The sequence below is a fragment of the Streptomyces avicenniae genome, assembly GCF_000719135.1.
Taxonomy (GTDB): domain Bacteria; phylum Actinomycetota; class Actinomycetes; order Streptomycetales; family Streptomycetaceae; genus Streptomyces; species Streptomyces avicenniae.
The window spans coordinates 223,432-239,692 of the sequence record NZ_JOEK01000006.1 but is presented as its reverse complement, the minus strand read 5'-3'; the positions used below and the strand labels follow the sequence as shown (position 1 = coordinate 239,692).

Genomic DNA, 16,261 nt, shown 5'->3' with positions numbered 1-16,261 from the left:
CGCCGCGACCGAGCGCCGTGAAAGGCCCGCCGCACGCGAGGTGTTGAATCCGCGCGCCCGGCGCGGAAATCCGTGTCCCCGCGCGGACGGCGAGGATTAGAGTCCGCGCGCATGACGCTCCTCGCGCGACTGCGCGCCGCCGCCCCGCCCTCCGCCGTGACCGCCGCGCTGGTCACCGTCCTCGTCGGCGTGACGAGTTCGGCGGCCGTCGTCTTCACCGCCGCGCGCGCCGCCGGTGCCGACGCCGGGCAGGTGGCGTCCTGGATGCTCGCGCTCAGCGTCGGCATAGCCGTGACGGGCATCGGCCTGTCGCTGCGCTACCGCGTGCCGGTGGTCACCGCCTGGTCCACGCCGGGCGCCGCGCTGCTGGCGACCAGCCTCGACGGCGTGACCATGGCGGAGGCCATCGGGGCGTTCCTGCTGTCGTCCGTCCTCATCCTGCTGAGCGGCGTGACCGGCTGGTTCGCCAGGGTCATGGACCGCATCCCCGTGCCGCTGACGGGCGCGCTGCTCGCGGGCGTGCTGGTGCAGTTCGGCACGGGGCTGTTCGCGACGATGGACGGCAGCTTCGGCGTGGCCTTCCCCCTGTTCGCCGCCTACCTGGTGTGCCGCCGCCTGCTGCCCAGGTACGCCGTCCTGGTCGCGCTCACGGTCGGCGCCGTCGCCGCCGCGCTGGGGGAGGGGCTGCCGCTCGGCGACATCGAACTCACCCTAGCCTGCCCCGAGTTCGTGATGCCCGCGTTCGACCTCCAGGCGCTCGTCGGGGTGGGCGTGCCGCTGTTCGTCGTGACGATGGCCTCGCAGAACCTGCCGGGCGTCGCCGTGCTGCGGAACGCCGGGTACGAGGTGCCCGTCTCGCCGCTGCTCGGCTGGACGGGCGGCGTGAACGCGGTGCTCGCCCCGTTCGGCGCGTTCGGCCTCAACCTGGCGGCGATCACCGCTGCCATCTGCACCGGCGAGGAGGCCCACCCCGACCGGGAGCGGCGCTACGTCGCTGCCGTGTGGGTGGGCGTGTTCTACCTGGTCATCGCCGTCTTCGGCGGCACGGTCGGCTCGCTCCTCGCGACGCTGCCGCCCGCCCTCGTCCTCGGCGTCGCGGGCATCGGGCTGCTCGGCACGATCGGCGGCGCGCTGACCGCCGCCGTCACGGACGAACGGGCCAGGGAGGCCGCCGTCGTCACCTTCCTCGCCACGGCGTCGGGCGTGACGCTCCTCGGCGTCGGCTCGGCCTTCTGGGGGCTGCTGGCGGGCGTGCTGACGCTCGCGGTCACCCGCGCCCGCCCCGCCGCCCGCCGCTGAACCCGCCAGGCGCCGCGCGCCCGGACGCCATGGCCTCCACCCCCGCGACGAGCATGGCGAGCACCGACTCGAAGAGGACGTCAGGGGGTTCGACGGCGGATTCGGCCGCGAGGCGGCGCAGGTGCGGCAGTTCCCCGGCCGCCGGGTCGGGCGGCACGCCGGTCCAGCCCGCCGGGTCGGCGCCCGGCGGTGGCCGGTCGTGCCAGGCGTCCCAGACCTCCGCGAACCCGGAGACCTGGAGGACGGTGATCGACCACGCCCGGTAGGCGTCCTGCGGGGAGAAGCCGAGGTCGAGGAAGAACCCCACGAGGATGTCGTCCGGCCGCAGCAGGTCGGCCGACGCGAACGCGGTCAGGTCCTCGGCGCGGGCCAGCGCCAGCATGCCCGGATGCGCGCGGTACCAGGCGCGCAACTCCCGGCAGTAGGCGCGCAGGCTCTCCTGCCAGCGCCCGGTGTCCAGCCGGGGCTGCGGCCGGTCGCCCTGGCAGACGGCGACGATCGCGCCGAGCAGGTCGCGCCGATCGGCCACGTAGTTGTACAGGGCCCGCGGCGAGACACCGAGGCGCGCGCCGACGGCACGCATCGTCAGGTCCGCAGGGCCCGTCTCACCCAGGATCTCCACGGCGGCCCGCGCGATCCTCTCCCTGGTCAGGGTGGGCCGCCCCTTGCGGAACTCCGGGCGCCTCCGCGCCCCGGCGCCGTCTGCTTCTGCCACGGCAGCATCCTAACGAGCCTTGAACTTCATAGTGCGTTGACTTTAACGGCGGCAGCGGGTTGGGTCGCACGCACCAAGGTCTCGACAATCTTCTGGAGGTTGGCATGCAGTGGTCGGCGGTCCTCGGGTACGGAATCGGCTACGGGGCGGCGCTCGGCGTGGTGTTCACCGCCGCGGTGTTCGCCGGGGCGGCCATGAGCAGGGACTTCCTGCTGGACGACTATCCGCCCGCGATCCAGCGCCGTTATGGCAGGCAGAAGAGCGCCCGGGGCCGCCGGGTGGCGGTGCTCTTCGGCGTGTTCGTCTGGGCCGTCTGCGGGGTTCCCCTGATGACCGGGGCGATGGTCGGCCTCGACGGCGCGCTGCGCGACGGCCTGGAGTTCTGGCCCGCCGCGGTCTGCGCGGCCCTCGTCTTCGCCACGCTGACGGTCTGGGACCTCGTCGTCCTCGACTGGATCGTCCTCGCCTGGCTGCGCCCCCGCCTGCTGCTCCTTCCCGGCACCGAGGACATGGCCGAGTACCGCGACCTCCGGTTCCACCTCGGCGCCGCGCTCAAGGGCGGCCCGCTGATCCCCGTCGTAGGACTGCTCACCGGCGGCATCGCCGTCCTGGTCGCCTAGAACGGGAGGCCGCACGCCGCATCAGGGAGCGACGGGTGCGGCGTGCGGGGCGGGTGGGGCGTCGGCGACCGGAAATGACCGGTCACACGCGTACCTTCCGTCCCACCTGCCTCAACTGCCCCACCCGTTACGGTCTTTGTCCTTCGCCGGGAGGAAGTAGACGCTTTCTGTGTCAAAAGGGTTCCCCGTAAGGGAGAAAGTGGCTACCTTCCAGTCCGTACGGGACTACTCGTGGGTCACGTCGCGGCACCCCTCCGTGCCGCACGCCCCCGGCGCGACGGCGCGCGCCACGGTCCCTGCACGACCGACGGCACATCCTCTCGTGCGCACCCGGAGGGCGCACGCGCGCGCACGACACCCGCTCACGTCCCGCCACCGTCCCGATCCCTCGTCCCAGACCGTCCCTTCCACGATCCTCCCGCCGCCCGTCCCCCGCCAGGGCCCCGCCCCGGCCGGTGACCGGCGGCTGCCCGCGCGACCCCGGCACACCAGCGGTACCGGCCCACCGGAAGAAGGAGTCCCCCCATGACCCCCGACGCCCCAGAACGCACCGGCCTGTGGCTCATCGGCGCCCGAGGCTCCGTCGCCACGACCACGATCACCGGCCGGGCCGCGCTGGCTGCGGGACTCTTCCCGTCCACCGGCCTGGTCACCGCCCTGCCGCCGTTCGCCGACGCCGGACTGCCCGCACTGGACAGCCTGGTCATCGGCGGACACGACACCGCCACCACCCCGCTGCCCAAGCGCGCGGAACAGCTCGTGGAAGGCGGCGTCCTGCCGCACGGCCTGCCCGCCGCCGTGGCGGAGGAGCTGGCCGCGGCCGACGCCGAGATCAAGCAGCCGGGCGACCACCTGGCCGACGACATCGCCGACTTCACCCGCCGCAACGGCCTCACGCGCACCGTCGTCGTGAACGTCGCCAGCGTGGAGACCGACCCGTCGATCAGCACCGCCTACGCCGCGGCTGCCATCGAGGCAGGCTGTCCCTACGTCAACTTCACGCCCGCCACCGGCATGCGCGCCCCCGGCCTCGCCGACCGCGCCCGCGCCGCGGGCCTGCCCTTCGCGGGCAGGGACGGCAAGACGGGCCAGACCCTGCTGCGCACCGCGCTCGCGCCGATGTTCAGCCAGCGCGCCCTGGCCGTCCGCTCCTGGTCGGGCGCCAACCTGCTCGGCGGCGGCGACGGCGCCACCCTCGCCGACCCGGTGGCCGCCGCCGCGAAGAACGCGGGCAAGGCCCGCGTCCTCACCGACATCCTGGGCTCCACGCCCGAGGGCACCACGCACATCGACAACGTGCCCGCCCTCGGCGACTGGAAGACCGCCTGGGACCACGTCGCGTTCGACGGCTTCCTCGGCACGCGCATGGTCCTCCAGACGATCTGGCAGGGCTGCGACTCGGCCCTCGCCGCGCCGCTCGTCCTGGACCTGACCCGGATCGTCGCCCGCGCGCACGCCGCCGGGCTGAGCGGCGAACTGCCCGGCTGCGCCTGGTTCTTCAAGGACCCGGACGCGGGCCCCGCCGATCTCGGCGCCCAGCACACCGAACTGCTCGCCCTCGCGGAATCCCTCCGGACCCGCCCGTGACCCTTTCGCGTACCGCCCTCGCGTGGGTCCAGCTCGTGCGCGGCCCCGCCGCCCTGACCGTGCCGGGCGACGTCCTCGCGGGCGCCGCGGCGGCGGGAGGCGCCCCCGTCCGCCGCCTCCTGCCCGCCGCGGGCGCCTCCGTGTGCCTGTACTGGGCGGGCATGGCCCTCAACGACTGGGCCGACCGTGACATCGACGCGCAGGAGCGGCCCGGCCGCCCCATCCCTTCGGGCCGCGTGAAACCCGCCGCCGCCCTCGCGGCGGCCACCGGGCTGACGGCCGCCGGGATCGCCCTGGCGGCCACCAGGTCACGCGGCGCGGCCGTCACCGCCACCGCCGTGGCCGCCGCCGCCTGGTCGTACGACCTGGGCCTCAAGCACACGCAGGCGGGCCCCGCGACGATGGCCGCCGCCCGGTCGCTCGACGTCCTCCTCGGCGCCGCCACCACCGGCCGGTCCGTCCTCCCCGCCCTCCCGTCGGCGGCGCTGCTGGGCGCGCACACGTACTCCGTGACCACGCTGTCGCGGCACGAGGCGTACGGCGGCCCCCGGTCGGCTCCGCTCGCCGCGCTCGGCGCCACCACCGCCATCACGGCGGCGCTGACCACCACCGGGCCCGACGCCGCCCCGCCCGCCACCCGTACGGCAGCCGCCGCCTACGCCTGGACGGCGGGCAGGCCCCTCGTGGACGCCGCCCGCACCCCGAGCGCCGACCGCGTGCGCGGCGGGGTCATCGGCGGGCTCCAGGCGATGCTCCCGCTCCAGGCCGCCCTCGCCTCCCGCTCCGGCAAGCCGCTCGCCGTCCCCGGCCTGCTCGCCGCCATGGCCGCCGCCAGGCGGCTCTCCCGGAAGGTGACCCCGACATGACCGGCCCGACCGGCCGCACGGCCACGCCCCGGTTCTCCTACGGCACCAACGGCCTCACCGACCTGCGGCTCGACGACGCCCTCGGCCTGCTCGCCGACCTCGGCTACTCGGGCGTCGCCCTCACCCTCGACCACATGCACCTCGACCCGTGCGCCCCCGACCTGGCCGCACGCGTCGCGCACGTCGCCGGGCGCCTGGACGCGCTCGGCCTCGGCGTCGCCGTCGAGACGGGCGCCCGCTACGTCCTCGACCCGGCCCGCAAGCACGGCCCGGGGCTCCTCGACCCTGAACCGGCCGACCGCGAGCGCAGGATCGGGCTCCTGCGCACGGCGGTCCGCGTCGGCGCCGACCTCGGCGCCACCGCCGTGCACTGCTTCAGCGGCCTGCTGCCCCAGGGCACGACGGAGGACGAGGGCTGGAAGCGGCTCGCCGACGCGATCGCCCCCGTCCTCGCCGACGCGCAACAGGCCGGGGTGCCGCTCGCGGTCGAGCCGGAGCCGGGCCATCTCCTCGACACCGTGGGCGCGTTCCACCGGCTGCGTGAACTGCTGGGCGACCCGCCGGGCCTCGCCCTCACCCTCGACATCGGGCACATCCGCTGCCTCGAACCCGAGCCGGTCCCCGCCTGCGTCCTGGCCGCCGCGCCCTGGGTGGCGCACGTCCAGATCGACGACATGCGGCGCGGCGTGCACGAGCACCTGCCGTTCGGCGAGGGCGAGATCGACTTCCCGCCCGTCCTCGCCGCCCTGGAGACCTCCGGCTACACAGGCCTGATCTCCGTCGAACTGCCGCGCCACTCGCACGCCGGGCCCGAACTCGCCCGGCGCTCGCTCGACTTCCTCCGATCCGCCCACCGGGAGGCCGCCCCGTGCTGACCGAGACCGACCTGCCGCCCGACGCCCGCGCCGCCCTGGGCGCCGCCCTCGAAGGGGACGCGTGGGAGCGGGAGTTCATCGCCGCCCGCCGCCGCGTCGGCCGCGAGGCCGCCGAGACGTTCCGCGTCCTGCTGCTGCGCGGCGCCCGCGCCGACGCCGCGACCGTCACGCGGCTGTACGAGCGCGGCGACGCGGGCGAGCGCCGCGCCGTCCTGCTGGCCCTGCCCGACCTGCCGGTCGGCGACGCCGCGTTGCCCCTGGTCGAGGACGCGCTGCGGGCCAACGACACCGGCCTGATCGAGGCCGCCGTCGGCCCCTACGCGGGCCGCCATCTCGACCAGCACCTGTGGCGGCACGCCGTCCTCAAGTGCGTGTTCACCGGCGTGCCGGTCGCCGCCGTCGCCTCCCTCGCGGAGCGCGCCGACGCGGAACTCGCCCGCATGCTCGCCGACTTCGCGGCGGAGCGCGCCGCGGCCGGACGCCCCGTGCCGCCCGACGTGCCCACCGTCCTCGCCCTCACCCCGCCCGCCGCCACCGGCCAGGAGGCATGATGCGCATCTTCGACCCTCACATCCACATGTCGTCGCGGACCACCGACGACTACGAGGCGATGCGGGCGGCGGGCGTCGAGGCCCTGGTGGAGCCCGCGTTCTGGCTCGGCCAGCCGCGCACCTCCGTCGGCAGCTTCCTCGACTACTTCGACTCCCTCCTCGGCTGGGAGCCCTACCGCGCCGCGCAGTACGGGATCGCGCACCGCTGCACCATCGCGCTGAACCCGAAGGAGGCGAACGACCCGCGCTGCGTGCCCGTCCTCGACGAACTGCCGCGCTACCTCGACAAGGACAACGTGGTCGCCGTCGGCGAGATCGGCTACGACTCGATGACCCCGGCCGAGGACCACGCCCTGGCCTTCCAGCTCGAACTGGCCCTGCGGCACGAGCTGCCCGCCCTCGTCCACACCCCGCACCGCGACAAACCGGCCGGTCTGGAGCGCACCCTCGCCGTCGTCGCCGAGTCGGGCCTCGCCCCGGAGCGCGTCGCCGTCGATCACCTCAACGAGGTGACGGTCGCCCGCGCCGCCGACTCCGGCTGCTGGATGGGCTTCTCCGTCTACCCCGACACCAAGATGGACGAGGACCGCATGGTCCGCATCCTGAAGGAGTACGGACTGGACCGCGTGCTGGTCAACTCGGCCGCGGACTGGGGCCGCAGCGACCCGCTGAAGACCCTCAAGGTCGGCAAGGCCATGCTCGCGGCAGGCTTCACCGACGACGACGTGGACCGCGTCCTGTGGCGCAACCCGGTCGCGTTCTACGGCCAGAGCGGACGCCTCGACCTCGACGCGCCCGACGAGGCCGTCAGCGACGGGACGTTCGAGGGCAACTCGATCCTGCGCGGCGCCCCCGCCACGCCCGCGGGGCGGTGAGCGGCCGTGCGCTTCCGCCACCCGGACGGCTCGCTGGTGCACCTGTCCTACTGCACCAACGTCCACCCGGCCGAGACCCTCGACGGCGTCCTCGCCCAACTCCGCGCCTACTGCGAGCCGGTACGGCGGCGCCTCGGCCGTGAACGCCTCGGCATCGGCCTGTGGCTCGCCCACGAGGCCGCCCACACCCTCGACACCGACCCGGCCGCCCTCGCCACCCTGCGCGAGGCGCTGCGCAGCAGCGGCCTCGAAGTCGTCACACTGAACGGCTTCCCCTACCGCGGCTTCGGCGCCGACCGCGTCAAGTACCGCGTGTACCAGCCCGACTGGACGACGGCGGAGCGGCAGGACCACACCGCCGCGCTCGCCCGCGTCCTCGCCGCGCTGCTGCCGGACGACGAGCCCGAGGGCGCCATCTCGACGCTGCCCCTCGCCTGGCGCACCCCCTTCCCGCCCGAGGCCCGCGCCAGCTCCCTCGCCCGCCTCACCGACCTGTCCGGCACGCTCGACCGGCTCCAGGAGACGACGGGACGCTCCGTCCGCCTCGCCCTCGAACCCGAGCCCGGCTGCGTCGTGGAGACGACCACGCAGGCCGTGGACGTCCTGACCGGGCCTGGCGCGCCGCCGCCGCACCGCGTCGGCGTCTGCGTGGACACCTGCCACCTCGCGACCGCCTTCGAGGACCCCGACGAGGCGATCCCCGGGCTGACCGCCGCCGGGGTGCCGATCGTCAAGGCCCAACTGTCCGCCGCGCTCCACGCGGACGAGCCCGACCAGCCCGGAGTACGCGCCGCGCTCGCCGAGTTCGCCGAGCCGCGCTTCCTGCACCAGACCCGCGAACGGGCCGCCGCGGGCCCCGAGGGCGTCCTCGCCCGCGACGACCTCGACGAGGCCCTCACCGGCCCCGAGCCGCTGCCCGCGCGCGGCCCCTGGCGCGTCCACCACCACATCCCGCTGAACGCCCACCCCGCGCCGCCGCTCGCGTCCACCCTCCCCGTGCTCCACCGCGTCCTCACCCACCTCGTCGGCGGCCCCGCGCCGCTCACGCGCCACCTGGAGGTCGAGACGTACACCTGGGAGGTCCTGCCGCGCGCCCTGCGCCCGACCGACCCTGACGAGCTGGCGAACGGCATCGCCGCAGAACTGGCCGTCGCCCGTGACCTGTTGCTCTCTCTCGGACTGAAGGAGGAGGCATGACCCGCCGCCTGGTCGTGATCGACGTCGTGGGTCTCACCCCCGACCTCCTGGACCACATCCCGAGCCTCGCCCGTCTCGCCCGCTCGGGCTCGCGCGCGCCGCTCGGGACCGTCCTGCCCGCCGTGACCTGCTCGGCCCAGGCCACCTTCCTCACCGGCGAACCGCCGTCAGGACACGGCATCGTGGGCAACGGCTGGTACTTCCGCGGCCTCGGCGACGTCCTGTTGTGGCGCCAGCACAACGCGCTCGTCGGCGGCGACAAGATCTGGGACGCCGCCCGCCGCGCCGACCCCGGCTACACGGTGGCCAACGTCTGCTGGTGGTACGCCATGGGCGCCGAGACGGACTTCACCGTCACGCCGCGCCCGATCTACCACGCCGACGGCCGCAAGGACCCCGACTGCTACACCAGGCCGCCCGAGCTGCACGACGAACTCACCTCGCGCCTCGGCCCGTTCCCCCTCTTCCAGTACTGGGGCCCGACCGCCTCCATCGCCTCCTCGCGCTGGATCGCCGACGCCGCCATCCACCTGCTGCGCCGCAACCGGCCCGACCTCACCCTCGTCTACCTGCCGCATCTCGACTACGACCTCCAGCGCTTCGGCCCCGACGGGCCCGAGGCGCGCGCGGCGGCGGCCGAGCTGGACGGCGTCCTGAAGCCCCTGCTCGCCGAGGCGGAGGCGGCCGACGCGACCGTCGTCGTCCTGTCCGAGTACGGCATCGAGCCCGTCAGCCGCCCCGTCCACATCAACCGCGCGCTGCGCCTCGCGGGCCTGCTGGAGACGTACGAGCAGGCCGGGATGGAGTACCTGGACCCCTGGGTCTCCCGCGCGTTCGCCGTCGCCGACCACCAGATCGCGCACGTCTACGTCCGCAAGCCCGAGGACCTGGAGCGCACGCGTGAGGTGCTGAGCGAACTGCCGGGCGTCGCCGAGGTCCTGGACGCCAAGGGGCAGGCCGCCTATGGTCTCGACCACCCGCGCTCGGGCGAACTCGTCGCCGTCGCCGACCCGGACGCCTGGTTCACGTACTACCACTGGCTCGACGACGCCCGCGCCCCCGACTACGCGCCCATCGTCGAGATCCACCGCAAGCCCGGCTACGACCCGGCCGAGCTGTTCTTCGACCCCGCCGACCGCATGGCCAAGCCGCGCGCCGCGCTGGCGCTGGCCCGCAAGAAGATGGGCCTGCGCTACCGGATGAACGTCGTGCCGCTCGACGCCTCCTGGGTCTCCGGCAGCCACGGGCGGCTGCCCGACGACGAGAACCGCGGCCCCGTGCTGCTGTGCTCCGACCCCGACGCCCTGACCGGCGAGCCCGTGCCCGCCACCGGCGTCAAGGACCTGCTGCTGCGCCTGCACGGCCTGGACGGGACCGCCCAGGACTGACCGGCCAGAACCGACCGACCTGCACCGACCGGCCCCCGCGCCCGTCCCCCGTGCCCGCCCGCGCCGACGGGCACGGGGGACGTCAGGCCGAACTCGCCGCGCCCGACCCCTGCCGCATCAGCTGGTCGAGGCGTGAGATGGCCCGTTGCAGCACCGCCCGGCCCGTCACAGCCTGGGCGAGCTGCCGTTCAAGGCGCTGATCGATCTCCGCCAGCTCGGTCGGCGGCAGCCCGGCCGCCGCGGCGCCCGGCAGCACCGGCGGCGCCGCGGCCCAGCAGTCGTCCGCCGCGAGCCGCGCCTGGCTCACGAGGGCGTTCAGCTCGTCGTCGGCCAGCAGGCCCGAGTAGGAGGCGAGCAACTGGCTGGTGCGCCGCTGCTCCGGGGCCAGGAACCAGTCGGTCGGCATGCCCCCGTTGGAGATCAGCTCGCCGAGCATCTCTTCCAGTTCGTGAAGCAGCCGGCGCAGCTCGAACGGTGGCAGGCGGACGGCGGTCCTGCGCCGCTTGAGGGTGATCACGAGAGCGGCGAAGCCGGCGGCCCCGCCCAGGGCGCTGAGGACGGACGCGATCGCGGCGATCCACTGGGGAGTCGTCGCCTCCGCCGCGAGTATCTCGTACATGGGCGGCAGGATGGCAGTGAAACCGGGCACGCGGGGGTTTCTTGAGGGCCATTTGAGGTTCGTCACTCTCGACGGACCACCCGTGACCGACAGACCGTCAGTTGACGCGCGGAGACCCGGCTCCGGGGGGTGCGAACGCCTTCGCGCAAGGTTAGTTGATTCGCGAACGGAATCGATTGCCGGGGTCGGCGCGAGGGTGCCGGACGGCCGTCCGCGCGGGTGCTTCCCGGCCCCCCGGACGGCGGGGCCCGCGCCCGCCGGGGCGCCCCGCCGGAGAACTGCGCCGCGCGCGCCCCCGGTTGTACCGGGAATGGGCGGGCGCCTTGACGGTCCATTGGTCCAGTCCTAGCGTCAGGGACAGGCGATGTTCATATAACGGTTCCGAGTTCATGAATGTGATCACCTCTCGTCGTCCCCGCAGCCTCTCGGAAGGCGTCCCCCACATGACCAAGAGATTCCTGGCACTGCTCGCGACTCTCTCCGCCCTGCTCGTCGCCCTCCTCCCCAGCGGGGCGGGCGCCGCGCCCGCCGAGCCCGACGCGGCGACCACCGACCTGCCCGCCGCCTACGCCGCGCCCGCGACGTTCACCCACCCGGGCGTCCATGTCAGCCGTCCGCAGCTCGACTTCATCCGCGGACGCGTCCAGGCGGGCGCCCAGCCCTGGGCGAGCGCCAACAGCCAGATGATGAACTCGCGGTACGCCTCGCTGTCCCGCGTCCCGAGGCCGCGCGCGGTCGTGGAGTGCGGCTCGTACTCCAACCCCAACAACGGCTGCACCGACGAGCGTGAGGACGCCATCGCGGCGTACACCACCGCCCTCGCCTGGTACATCACGCAGGACGCGCGCTACGCCCAGAAGTCGATCGAGCTGATGGACGCCTGGTCGGCCACCATCCGCGACCACACCAACAGCAACGCGCCGCTCCAGACCGGCTGGGCGGGCTCCGTGTGGCCGCGCGCCGCCGAGATCATCCGCTACACCTACGGCAACTGGCCGAACCAGGCGCGCTTCGGCACGATGCTGCGCAACGTCTACCTGCCGGAGATCATCAACGGCTCGAACAGCAACGGCAACTGGGAACTCACCATGATGGAGGCCGCCGTCGGCATCTCCGTCTACCTGGAGGACCGTGCCAGCTACGACCGCGCCGTCAGCCGCTTCCTGAACCGCACCGCCGCGTTCATCTACCTGGAGTCGGACGGCCCCCTGCCGCGCACCGTGCCGGGCAGCGGCCTCGACACCCGCCAGGAGATCATCAACTACTGGCAGGGCCAGTCCACGTTCGTCACCGGCCTCACGCAGGAGACGTGCCGCGACTTCACCCACACCGGGTACGGCCTCTCGTCCATCTCGCACGTCGCCGAGACCAGCCGCATCCAGGGCCAGGACCTGTACCCGCAGATCTCCGAACGCCTGCGGCACGCCCTCGGCTTCCAGTCCAGGTACGAGCTGGGCGAGGCCCCGCCGTCCTGGCTGTGCGGCGGCTCGATCCACCGCGGCCTCGGCCCGATCACCGAGGTGGGCTTCAACGGCCTCAACGGCCGCATGGGCATCCCGATGAGCAACACGCAGGCGCTCACCGAGCGCGGGCGCCCGCAGGGCACCAACAACCTGTTCGTCGCCTGGGAGACCCTGACCCACGCGAACCAGCCCAACTGACGAGCCCCCTGACCGGCCCTCCCCGGCCGATCGGCCTCCCCCGTCCGGCCCGGTCCCCGCGACCGGGCCGGACGCGCGCCGTCACGGCGCCGCGTGCCGCCCGCGATCCCGCACCGGACCCGCCTGGCCGCGCTCCGCCCGTTCCAGCAGCGCCAGTTCCGCGTTGAACTGGGCCCCGGTCAGCAGGCTCAGGTTGCACACCCACAGCCAGACCAGGAAGACGATGATCCCCGCCAGCGACCCGTAGAGCCGGTTGTACGTGCCGACGTGCGACGCGTACAGCGCGAACGCCGCGGACGCCACCAGCCACAGCACCACCGCGACCGCGCCCCCCGCCACCCCCCGCAGCGGCACGCCGTGGTCCACCGGGCCCGTGCGGAACAGCACCAGCACCAGCGCCGTCACGAACAGCACCAGCAGCGGCCACTTCATGACGGCCCACGCCGCCGCCCCCGCGTCCCCGAGCCCCAGCATCCGCCCGACCGTCCGCACCACCTCGGCCGTCATGATGAGCACCGTCGCGCTGCCCACGAGCAGGCCGAGCAGCCCCATGGCGGAGAGCATCGTGCGCGGGATGGCGCGCCAGGGCGGACGGCGGTCGATCACGCCGTGCATGCCGTGCTGCACGCGCCGGAAGATGCTCAGGTAGTTGTACGCCGACACGAGCGCGCTCAGGCCCCCGACCACCGTCAGCAGCCAGGCGGCCGAGCGCTGCTGCGCCAGGTCGTTCAGCGCCGACCACACCTCGCCGCGCGAGTCGGCGGGGACGAGCGCCGTGACCTGGCTGATCAACTCCTGCGCCGCGCCCGGATCGGCCAGCCCGACGAGCGACAGGGCGACGAAGAGCGTCGGGAAGACGGCCAGGACCGAGTAGTAGGTGAGGGCTGCCGCCCAGTGGTCGATGTCGTCGCGCCAGAGCGAGAGGGGGGTGCGGCGCAGCGCGAGGGCCCACCGGCTCGTTCTCGCGGGGGGCGGCCCGGTGTCCGGTGCTCCGGCCGGGGGATGGGCCGGGGGCGGCGGGATGGGGGAGGGAGTGGCGGTCACGGTCCGTCCTGCGGGTCGTACGAGGGGTGGGGCCTGGCGTGCTGCTGCTGCGACTGCTGCTCGGGGTGCGGATGCGGGGTACGGGGTGCGGGACCACAGTGCCAGCACCGCGCCCGGTGCGCGCCGACCGGTCGGCCGGACGGCGGTGGCGGGCGCGTCCCGCGCGCGGTGTCCCCCCGCCCCGGGGCGCCCCCGGCGCGGCCTGGGGAAGTCCCTGTGGGCGCACCCGGCGTCTTCTGCCCGCCCCCGTCGCGGACATGGCCGCACGCCCCTCCAACGGGTGACGCGGGGAGCGGGCGCGACCGCCCGTGCGGGCGACGTACGCCGGGGGCGCGCGTGGCGCCCCGCGCGCTACCCGGGGGCCCGTCCGTCCCGGCCGTCCCGCGGCTCCCACCCGTCGTGGCCGTCCCGCCCGTCCTGCGGCTGCATCGCACTCTCCCGGTCCCGAGCCGTAACGGGCCCATGCTCCCATCCGCCCGGGCCGGGGCGTGAGGCCGTCGCCCCGGTGTGGTGAGCGCCATGCGCGCGGGGGCGGTAAACCCCTGGGGTTGGCCGGTCAGATCATGGGATGATCGGGTCGTTCATTCCGAGTACCGGAGAGGTGCATGCAACAGCCCGGCCAACCCGCGGCGGCCGTCCCCGTCCCCGTCACCCCCCAGAACACCCCCCGTACCGCAGTCCCCTCCCCACCCCGGCCCGCCAGCGCAGGCGCCGCAGGAGCACCCCAGCTCTCGCGCCGGCAGCGGGCCGGACTGCTGCTCACCCTCATCCTCGGCAGCCTGTCCGCGCTGCCGCCGCTCTCGCTCGACACCTACCTCCCGGCGCTCCCCGAGGTCGGCGACGCGCTGCACACCAGCGCGTCCACCGCGCAGTTGACCCTCACCGCCTGCCTCCTCGGCCTCGGGCTCGGCCAGTTGGTCGTCGGCCCGATGAGCGACCAGCTCGGCCGCCGCTGGCCGCTGCTGTGCGGCATGAGCGGCTACGTCCTCGCCTCGGCCGCCTGCGCCGTCGCCCCGAACGTCGAGACGCTGACGGCCTTCCGCTTCGCCCAGGGCCTCGCGGGCTCCGCGGGCATCGTCATCGCGCGCGCCGTCGTCCGCGACCTGTTCGACGGCGTCGCCATGGCCAGGTTCTTCTCCTCGCTGATGCTGGTCTCCGGGCTCGCGCCGATCCTCGCGCCCGTCTTCGGCGGCCAGTTGATGCGCTTCACCGACTGGCGCGGCATCTTCGTCGTCCTCGCCGTGATCGGCGCCGTCCTCGTCGCCGTCGTCTTCCGCTGGCTGCCCGAGACGCTGCCCGCCGAGCGGCGCACGTCCGGTGGCGTCAGACCCGCGCTGCGGGACATGCGCGGGCTGTTCCGCGACCGCGTCTTCACCGGCCATCTCCTCGTCGGCGGGCTGACGTTCGCCGCGCTGTTCGCCTACGTGTCGGCGTCGCCCTTCGTGATCCAGGAGATCCACGGCGCCTCGCCGCAGACGTTCAGCCTGCTGTTCATGGCGAACTCCATCGGCATGGTCGTCATGAGCCAGGTCAACGGGAAGGTGTTCGTCGGCCGCGTCCCCGCGCAGCGGGTGATGGGCGTCGGGCTCGCGCTCATCGTCGCCGACAGCGTGGCGCTGCTGCTGCTGACGTCCGGCCTGTTCGGCGACGTCGGCCTGCTGCCCGTCTCCGCCGGGCTGTTCGTCCTCATGGCCTGCATGCCCCTGGTCCTGCCCAACGCCAACTCGGAAGGGCTCGACCGCGCGGGACACGCGGCGGGGTCCGCCTCTGCGCTGCTGGGGGCGTCCGCCTTCTTCGTCGGCGCGATCGCCTCCCCGCTCGTCGGCGTCGCGGGGGAGGGCACGGCCGTGCCCATGGCCGTCGTCCAGCTCGTCTCCGCGCTGCTGGCGAGCCTGTGCTTCGTCCTCCTGTGCCGCCCCCGCCGCGCCCGGCGGAGCGGCGGACGGCGGGCCGTCGCACCGGCCGGGATGTGACACGCGCCACCGTGAACCGGTCGGCGGCCCGGTGGACGACCGGCCGACGACCACAGTGTGAACGCTCCGGTACCGGTTGTTGCCGCGATCGGATGCGGAAAGTGATCGACCTGTGACGGAGGTGCGTACCGTGCGCGTACGGCACGCACCTCCCGATTACCCATCAAGGCACGCCACAGGGCAGGATTGCCCGGCACGGCGGAATAAAAGCCCCGGTCCCGACGCTCCAAGGCTCGACGGGCCGGACACCAGTGAGGTGGTAGGGGGAGTATGGGACGCGAGAGCCGCGAGAGCAGGATCATCCCCCGGTGGCTGCGCCGGGCGGACCGCCAGGCCGCGGCCGGGGCCGCCGCCGCGCGGGCACGTGAGGAACTGCTGCTCGCGGTGGCGACCGCCGGGTTCCCGGTCGCGCCCGCCGCCCACCCGCAGGGCTACGGCTGTTCCTGCGACCGCATCGGCTGTCCCACCCCGGGACGCCACCCCGTCTCGCTCGCCTGGCAGACGCAGGCCACGACGGACCCCGAGCAGATCATCCGCTGGCTGAACGCCGACCCGCTCGCCAACTTCGTCACCGCCACCGGCGCCGCCCACGACGTCCTCGACGTCCCCGCGCCCGCCGGGTACGCCGCCCTCGCCCGCCTCGCCGCCGAGGGCATCGAGCCGGGCCCCGTCGCCGTCGCCGACCCGGACCGCGTCCTGTTCTTCACCGCCACGCGCGGCACCCCGGACGACGAGGACGAGTGGTGGCCCTGCGAACTCGACTGCCACCCCGAGACCATGGACGAGCACCCGGGCCTGCGCTGGCACTGCCGGGGCAGCTACGTCCTCCTGCCGCCGTCCCGCGTCCCCCCGGCGGGCACCGGCGGCGTCCGTTGGCTCCAGGGCCCCGAGCGCCCGCTCCCCGAGCCGCTGACGCTCCTCGAAGCCCTCACGGACGCCTGCGCCGAGCACCTGGCGGCCCAGCCGGAGCAGGCCCACGCCTGGTGACGTA

The 16,261-nt window shown here is 74.4% G+C and carries 15 protein-coding genes; 12 read left to right on the top strand and 3 right to left on the bottom strand.

Going from position 1 to position 16,261, the window contains the following annotated elements; translation table 11 throughout:
- Positions 1-111: 111 nt before the first annotated feature.
- Positions 112-1,299 (top strand): benzoate/H(+) symporter BenE family transporter, encoded by a 1,188-nt coding sequence (locus IF27_RS12465; protein ID WP_052849556.1) that lies wholly within the window; start codon positions 112-114, stop codon positions 1,297-1,299.
- On the opposite strand, the gene IF27_RS12460 is transcribed toward IF27_RS12465, so the two are convergent.
- Positions 1,268-2,014, bottom strand: coding sequence for a TetR/AcrR family transcriptional regulator (locus IF27_RS12460; RefSeq protein ID WP_110945804.1), 747 nt, complete (start codon positions 2,012-2,014; stop codon positions 1,268-1,270). The genes IF27_RS12465 and IF27_RS12460 overlap by 32 nt on opposite strands.
- Before the next feature lie 104 nt (positions 2,015-2,118).
- Here IF27_RS12460 and IF27_RS12455 point away from each other — a divergent pair, with 104 nt between their 5' ends.
- From IF27_RS12455 to IF27_RS12420, 8 genes are all read left to right on the top strand, one after another.
- Positions 2,119-2,634, top strand: coding sequence for a hypothetical protein (locus IF27_RS12455; protein WP_052849554.1), 516 nt, complete (start codon positions 2,119-2,121; stop codon positions 2,632-2,634).
- Positions 2,635-3,159: 525 nt separating this feature from the next.
- Positions 3,160-4,221 carry an inositol-3-phosphate synthase gene (locus IF27_RS12450; protein ID WP_052849553.1) on the top strand — a complete coding sequence of 354 codons (1,062 nt, stop codon included), beginning with the start codon at positions 3,160-3,162 and terminating at the stop codon, positions 4,219-4,221.
- Positions 4,218-5,087 (top strand): SCO3242 family prenyltransferase, encoded by an 870-nt coding sequence (locus tag IF27_RS12445; protein ID WP_052849552.1) that lies wholly within the window; start codon positions 4,218-4,220, stop codon positions 5,085-5,087. The genes IF27_RS12450 and IF27_RS12445 overlap by 4 nt, the downstream gene beginning before the upstream one ends.
- Positions 5,084-5,962, top strand: coding sequence for a sugar phosphate isomerase/epimerase family protein (locus IF27_RS12440; protein ID WP_052849551.1), 879 nt, complete (start codon positions 5,084-5,086; stop codon positions 5,960-5,962). The genes IF27_RS12445 and IF27_RS12440 overlap by 4 nt, the downstream gene beginning before the upstream one ends.
- 11 nt (positions 5,963-5,973) lie before the next feature.
- Positions 5,974-6,513 carry an EboA domain-containing protein gene (locus IF27_RS12435; RefSeq protein ID WP_420822005.1) on the top strand — a complete coding sequence of 180 codons (540 nt, stop codon included), beginning with the start codon at positions 5,974-5,976 and terminating at the stop codon, positions 6,511-6,513.
- Complete coding sequence (locus tag IF27_RS12430) at positions 6,513-7,388, top strand: TatD family hydrolase (protein ID WP_052849549.1); 876 nt, start codon at positions 6,513-6,515, stop codon at positions 7,386-7,388. The genes IF27_RS12435 and IF27_RS12430 overlap by 1 nt, the downstream gene beginning before the upstream one ends.
- A 6-nt stretch (positions 7,389-7,394) precedes the next feature.
- On the top strand, positions 7,395-8,585 hold the full coding sequence (eboE, locus tag IF27_RS12425; protein WP_052849548.1) for a metabolite traffic protein EboE: 1,191 nt from the start codon (positions 7,395-7,397) through the stop codon (positions 8,583-8,585).
- The gene (locus IF27_RS12420) at positions 8,582-9,973 is read left to right on the top strand and encodes an alkaline phosphatase family protein (protein WP_052849547.1); all 1,392 of its coding nucleotides are present in this window, start codon (positions 8,582-8,584) and stop codon (positions 9,971-9,973) included. Before eboE ends, IF27_RS12420 begins: the two co-directional genes overlap by 4 nt.
- Positions 9,974-10,055: 82 nt before the next feature.
- Here the strand turns inward: IF27_RS12420 and IF27_RS12415 are convergent, their stop codons facing one another.
- Entirely contained in the window at positions 10,056-10,622 is a 567-nt protein-coding gene (locus IF27_RS12415) for a hypothetical protein (protein WP_052849546.1), read from the bottom strand.
- Between the two features lie 413 nt (positions 10,623-11,035).
- Between IF27_RS12415 and IF27_RS12410 the strand changes: the two genes are divergently transcribed.
- Complete coding sequence (locus IF27_RS12410) at positions 11,036-12,253, top strand: alginate lyase family protein (RefSeq protein ID WP_052849545.1); 1,218 nt, start codon at positions 11,036-11,038, stop codon at positions 12,251-12,253.
- A gap of 81 nt (positions 12,254-12,334) precedes the next feature.
- Here the strand turns inward: IF27_RS12410 and IF27_RS12405 are convergent, their stop codons facing one another.
- Positions 12,335-13,297, bottom strand: coding sequence for a YihY/virulence factor BrkB family protein (locus tag IF27_RS12405; protein ID WP_052849544.1), 963 nt, complete (start codon positions 13,295-13,297; stop codon positions 12,335-12,337).
- Positions 13,298-13,902: 605 nt separating this feature from the next.
- Here IF27_RS12405 and IF27_RS12400 point away from each other — a divergent pair.
- Complete coding sequence (locus IF27_RS12400; RefSeq protein ID WP_052849543.1) at positions 13,903-15,270, top strand: multidrug effflux MFS transporter; 1,368 nt, start codon at positions 13,903-13,905, stop codon at positions 15,268-15,270.
- A 270-nt stretch (positions 15,271-15,540) separates the two neighbouring features.
- On the top strand, positions 15,541-16,257 hold the full coding sequence (locus IF27_RS12395) for a bifunctional DNA primase/polymerase (protein WP_052849542.1): 717 nt from the start codon (positions 15,541-15,543) through the stop codon (positions 16,255-16,257).
- Positions 16,258-16,261 lie beyond the last annotated feature (4 nt).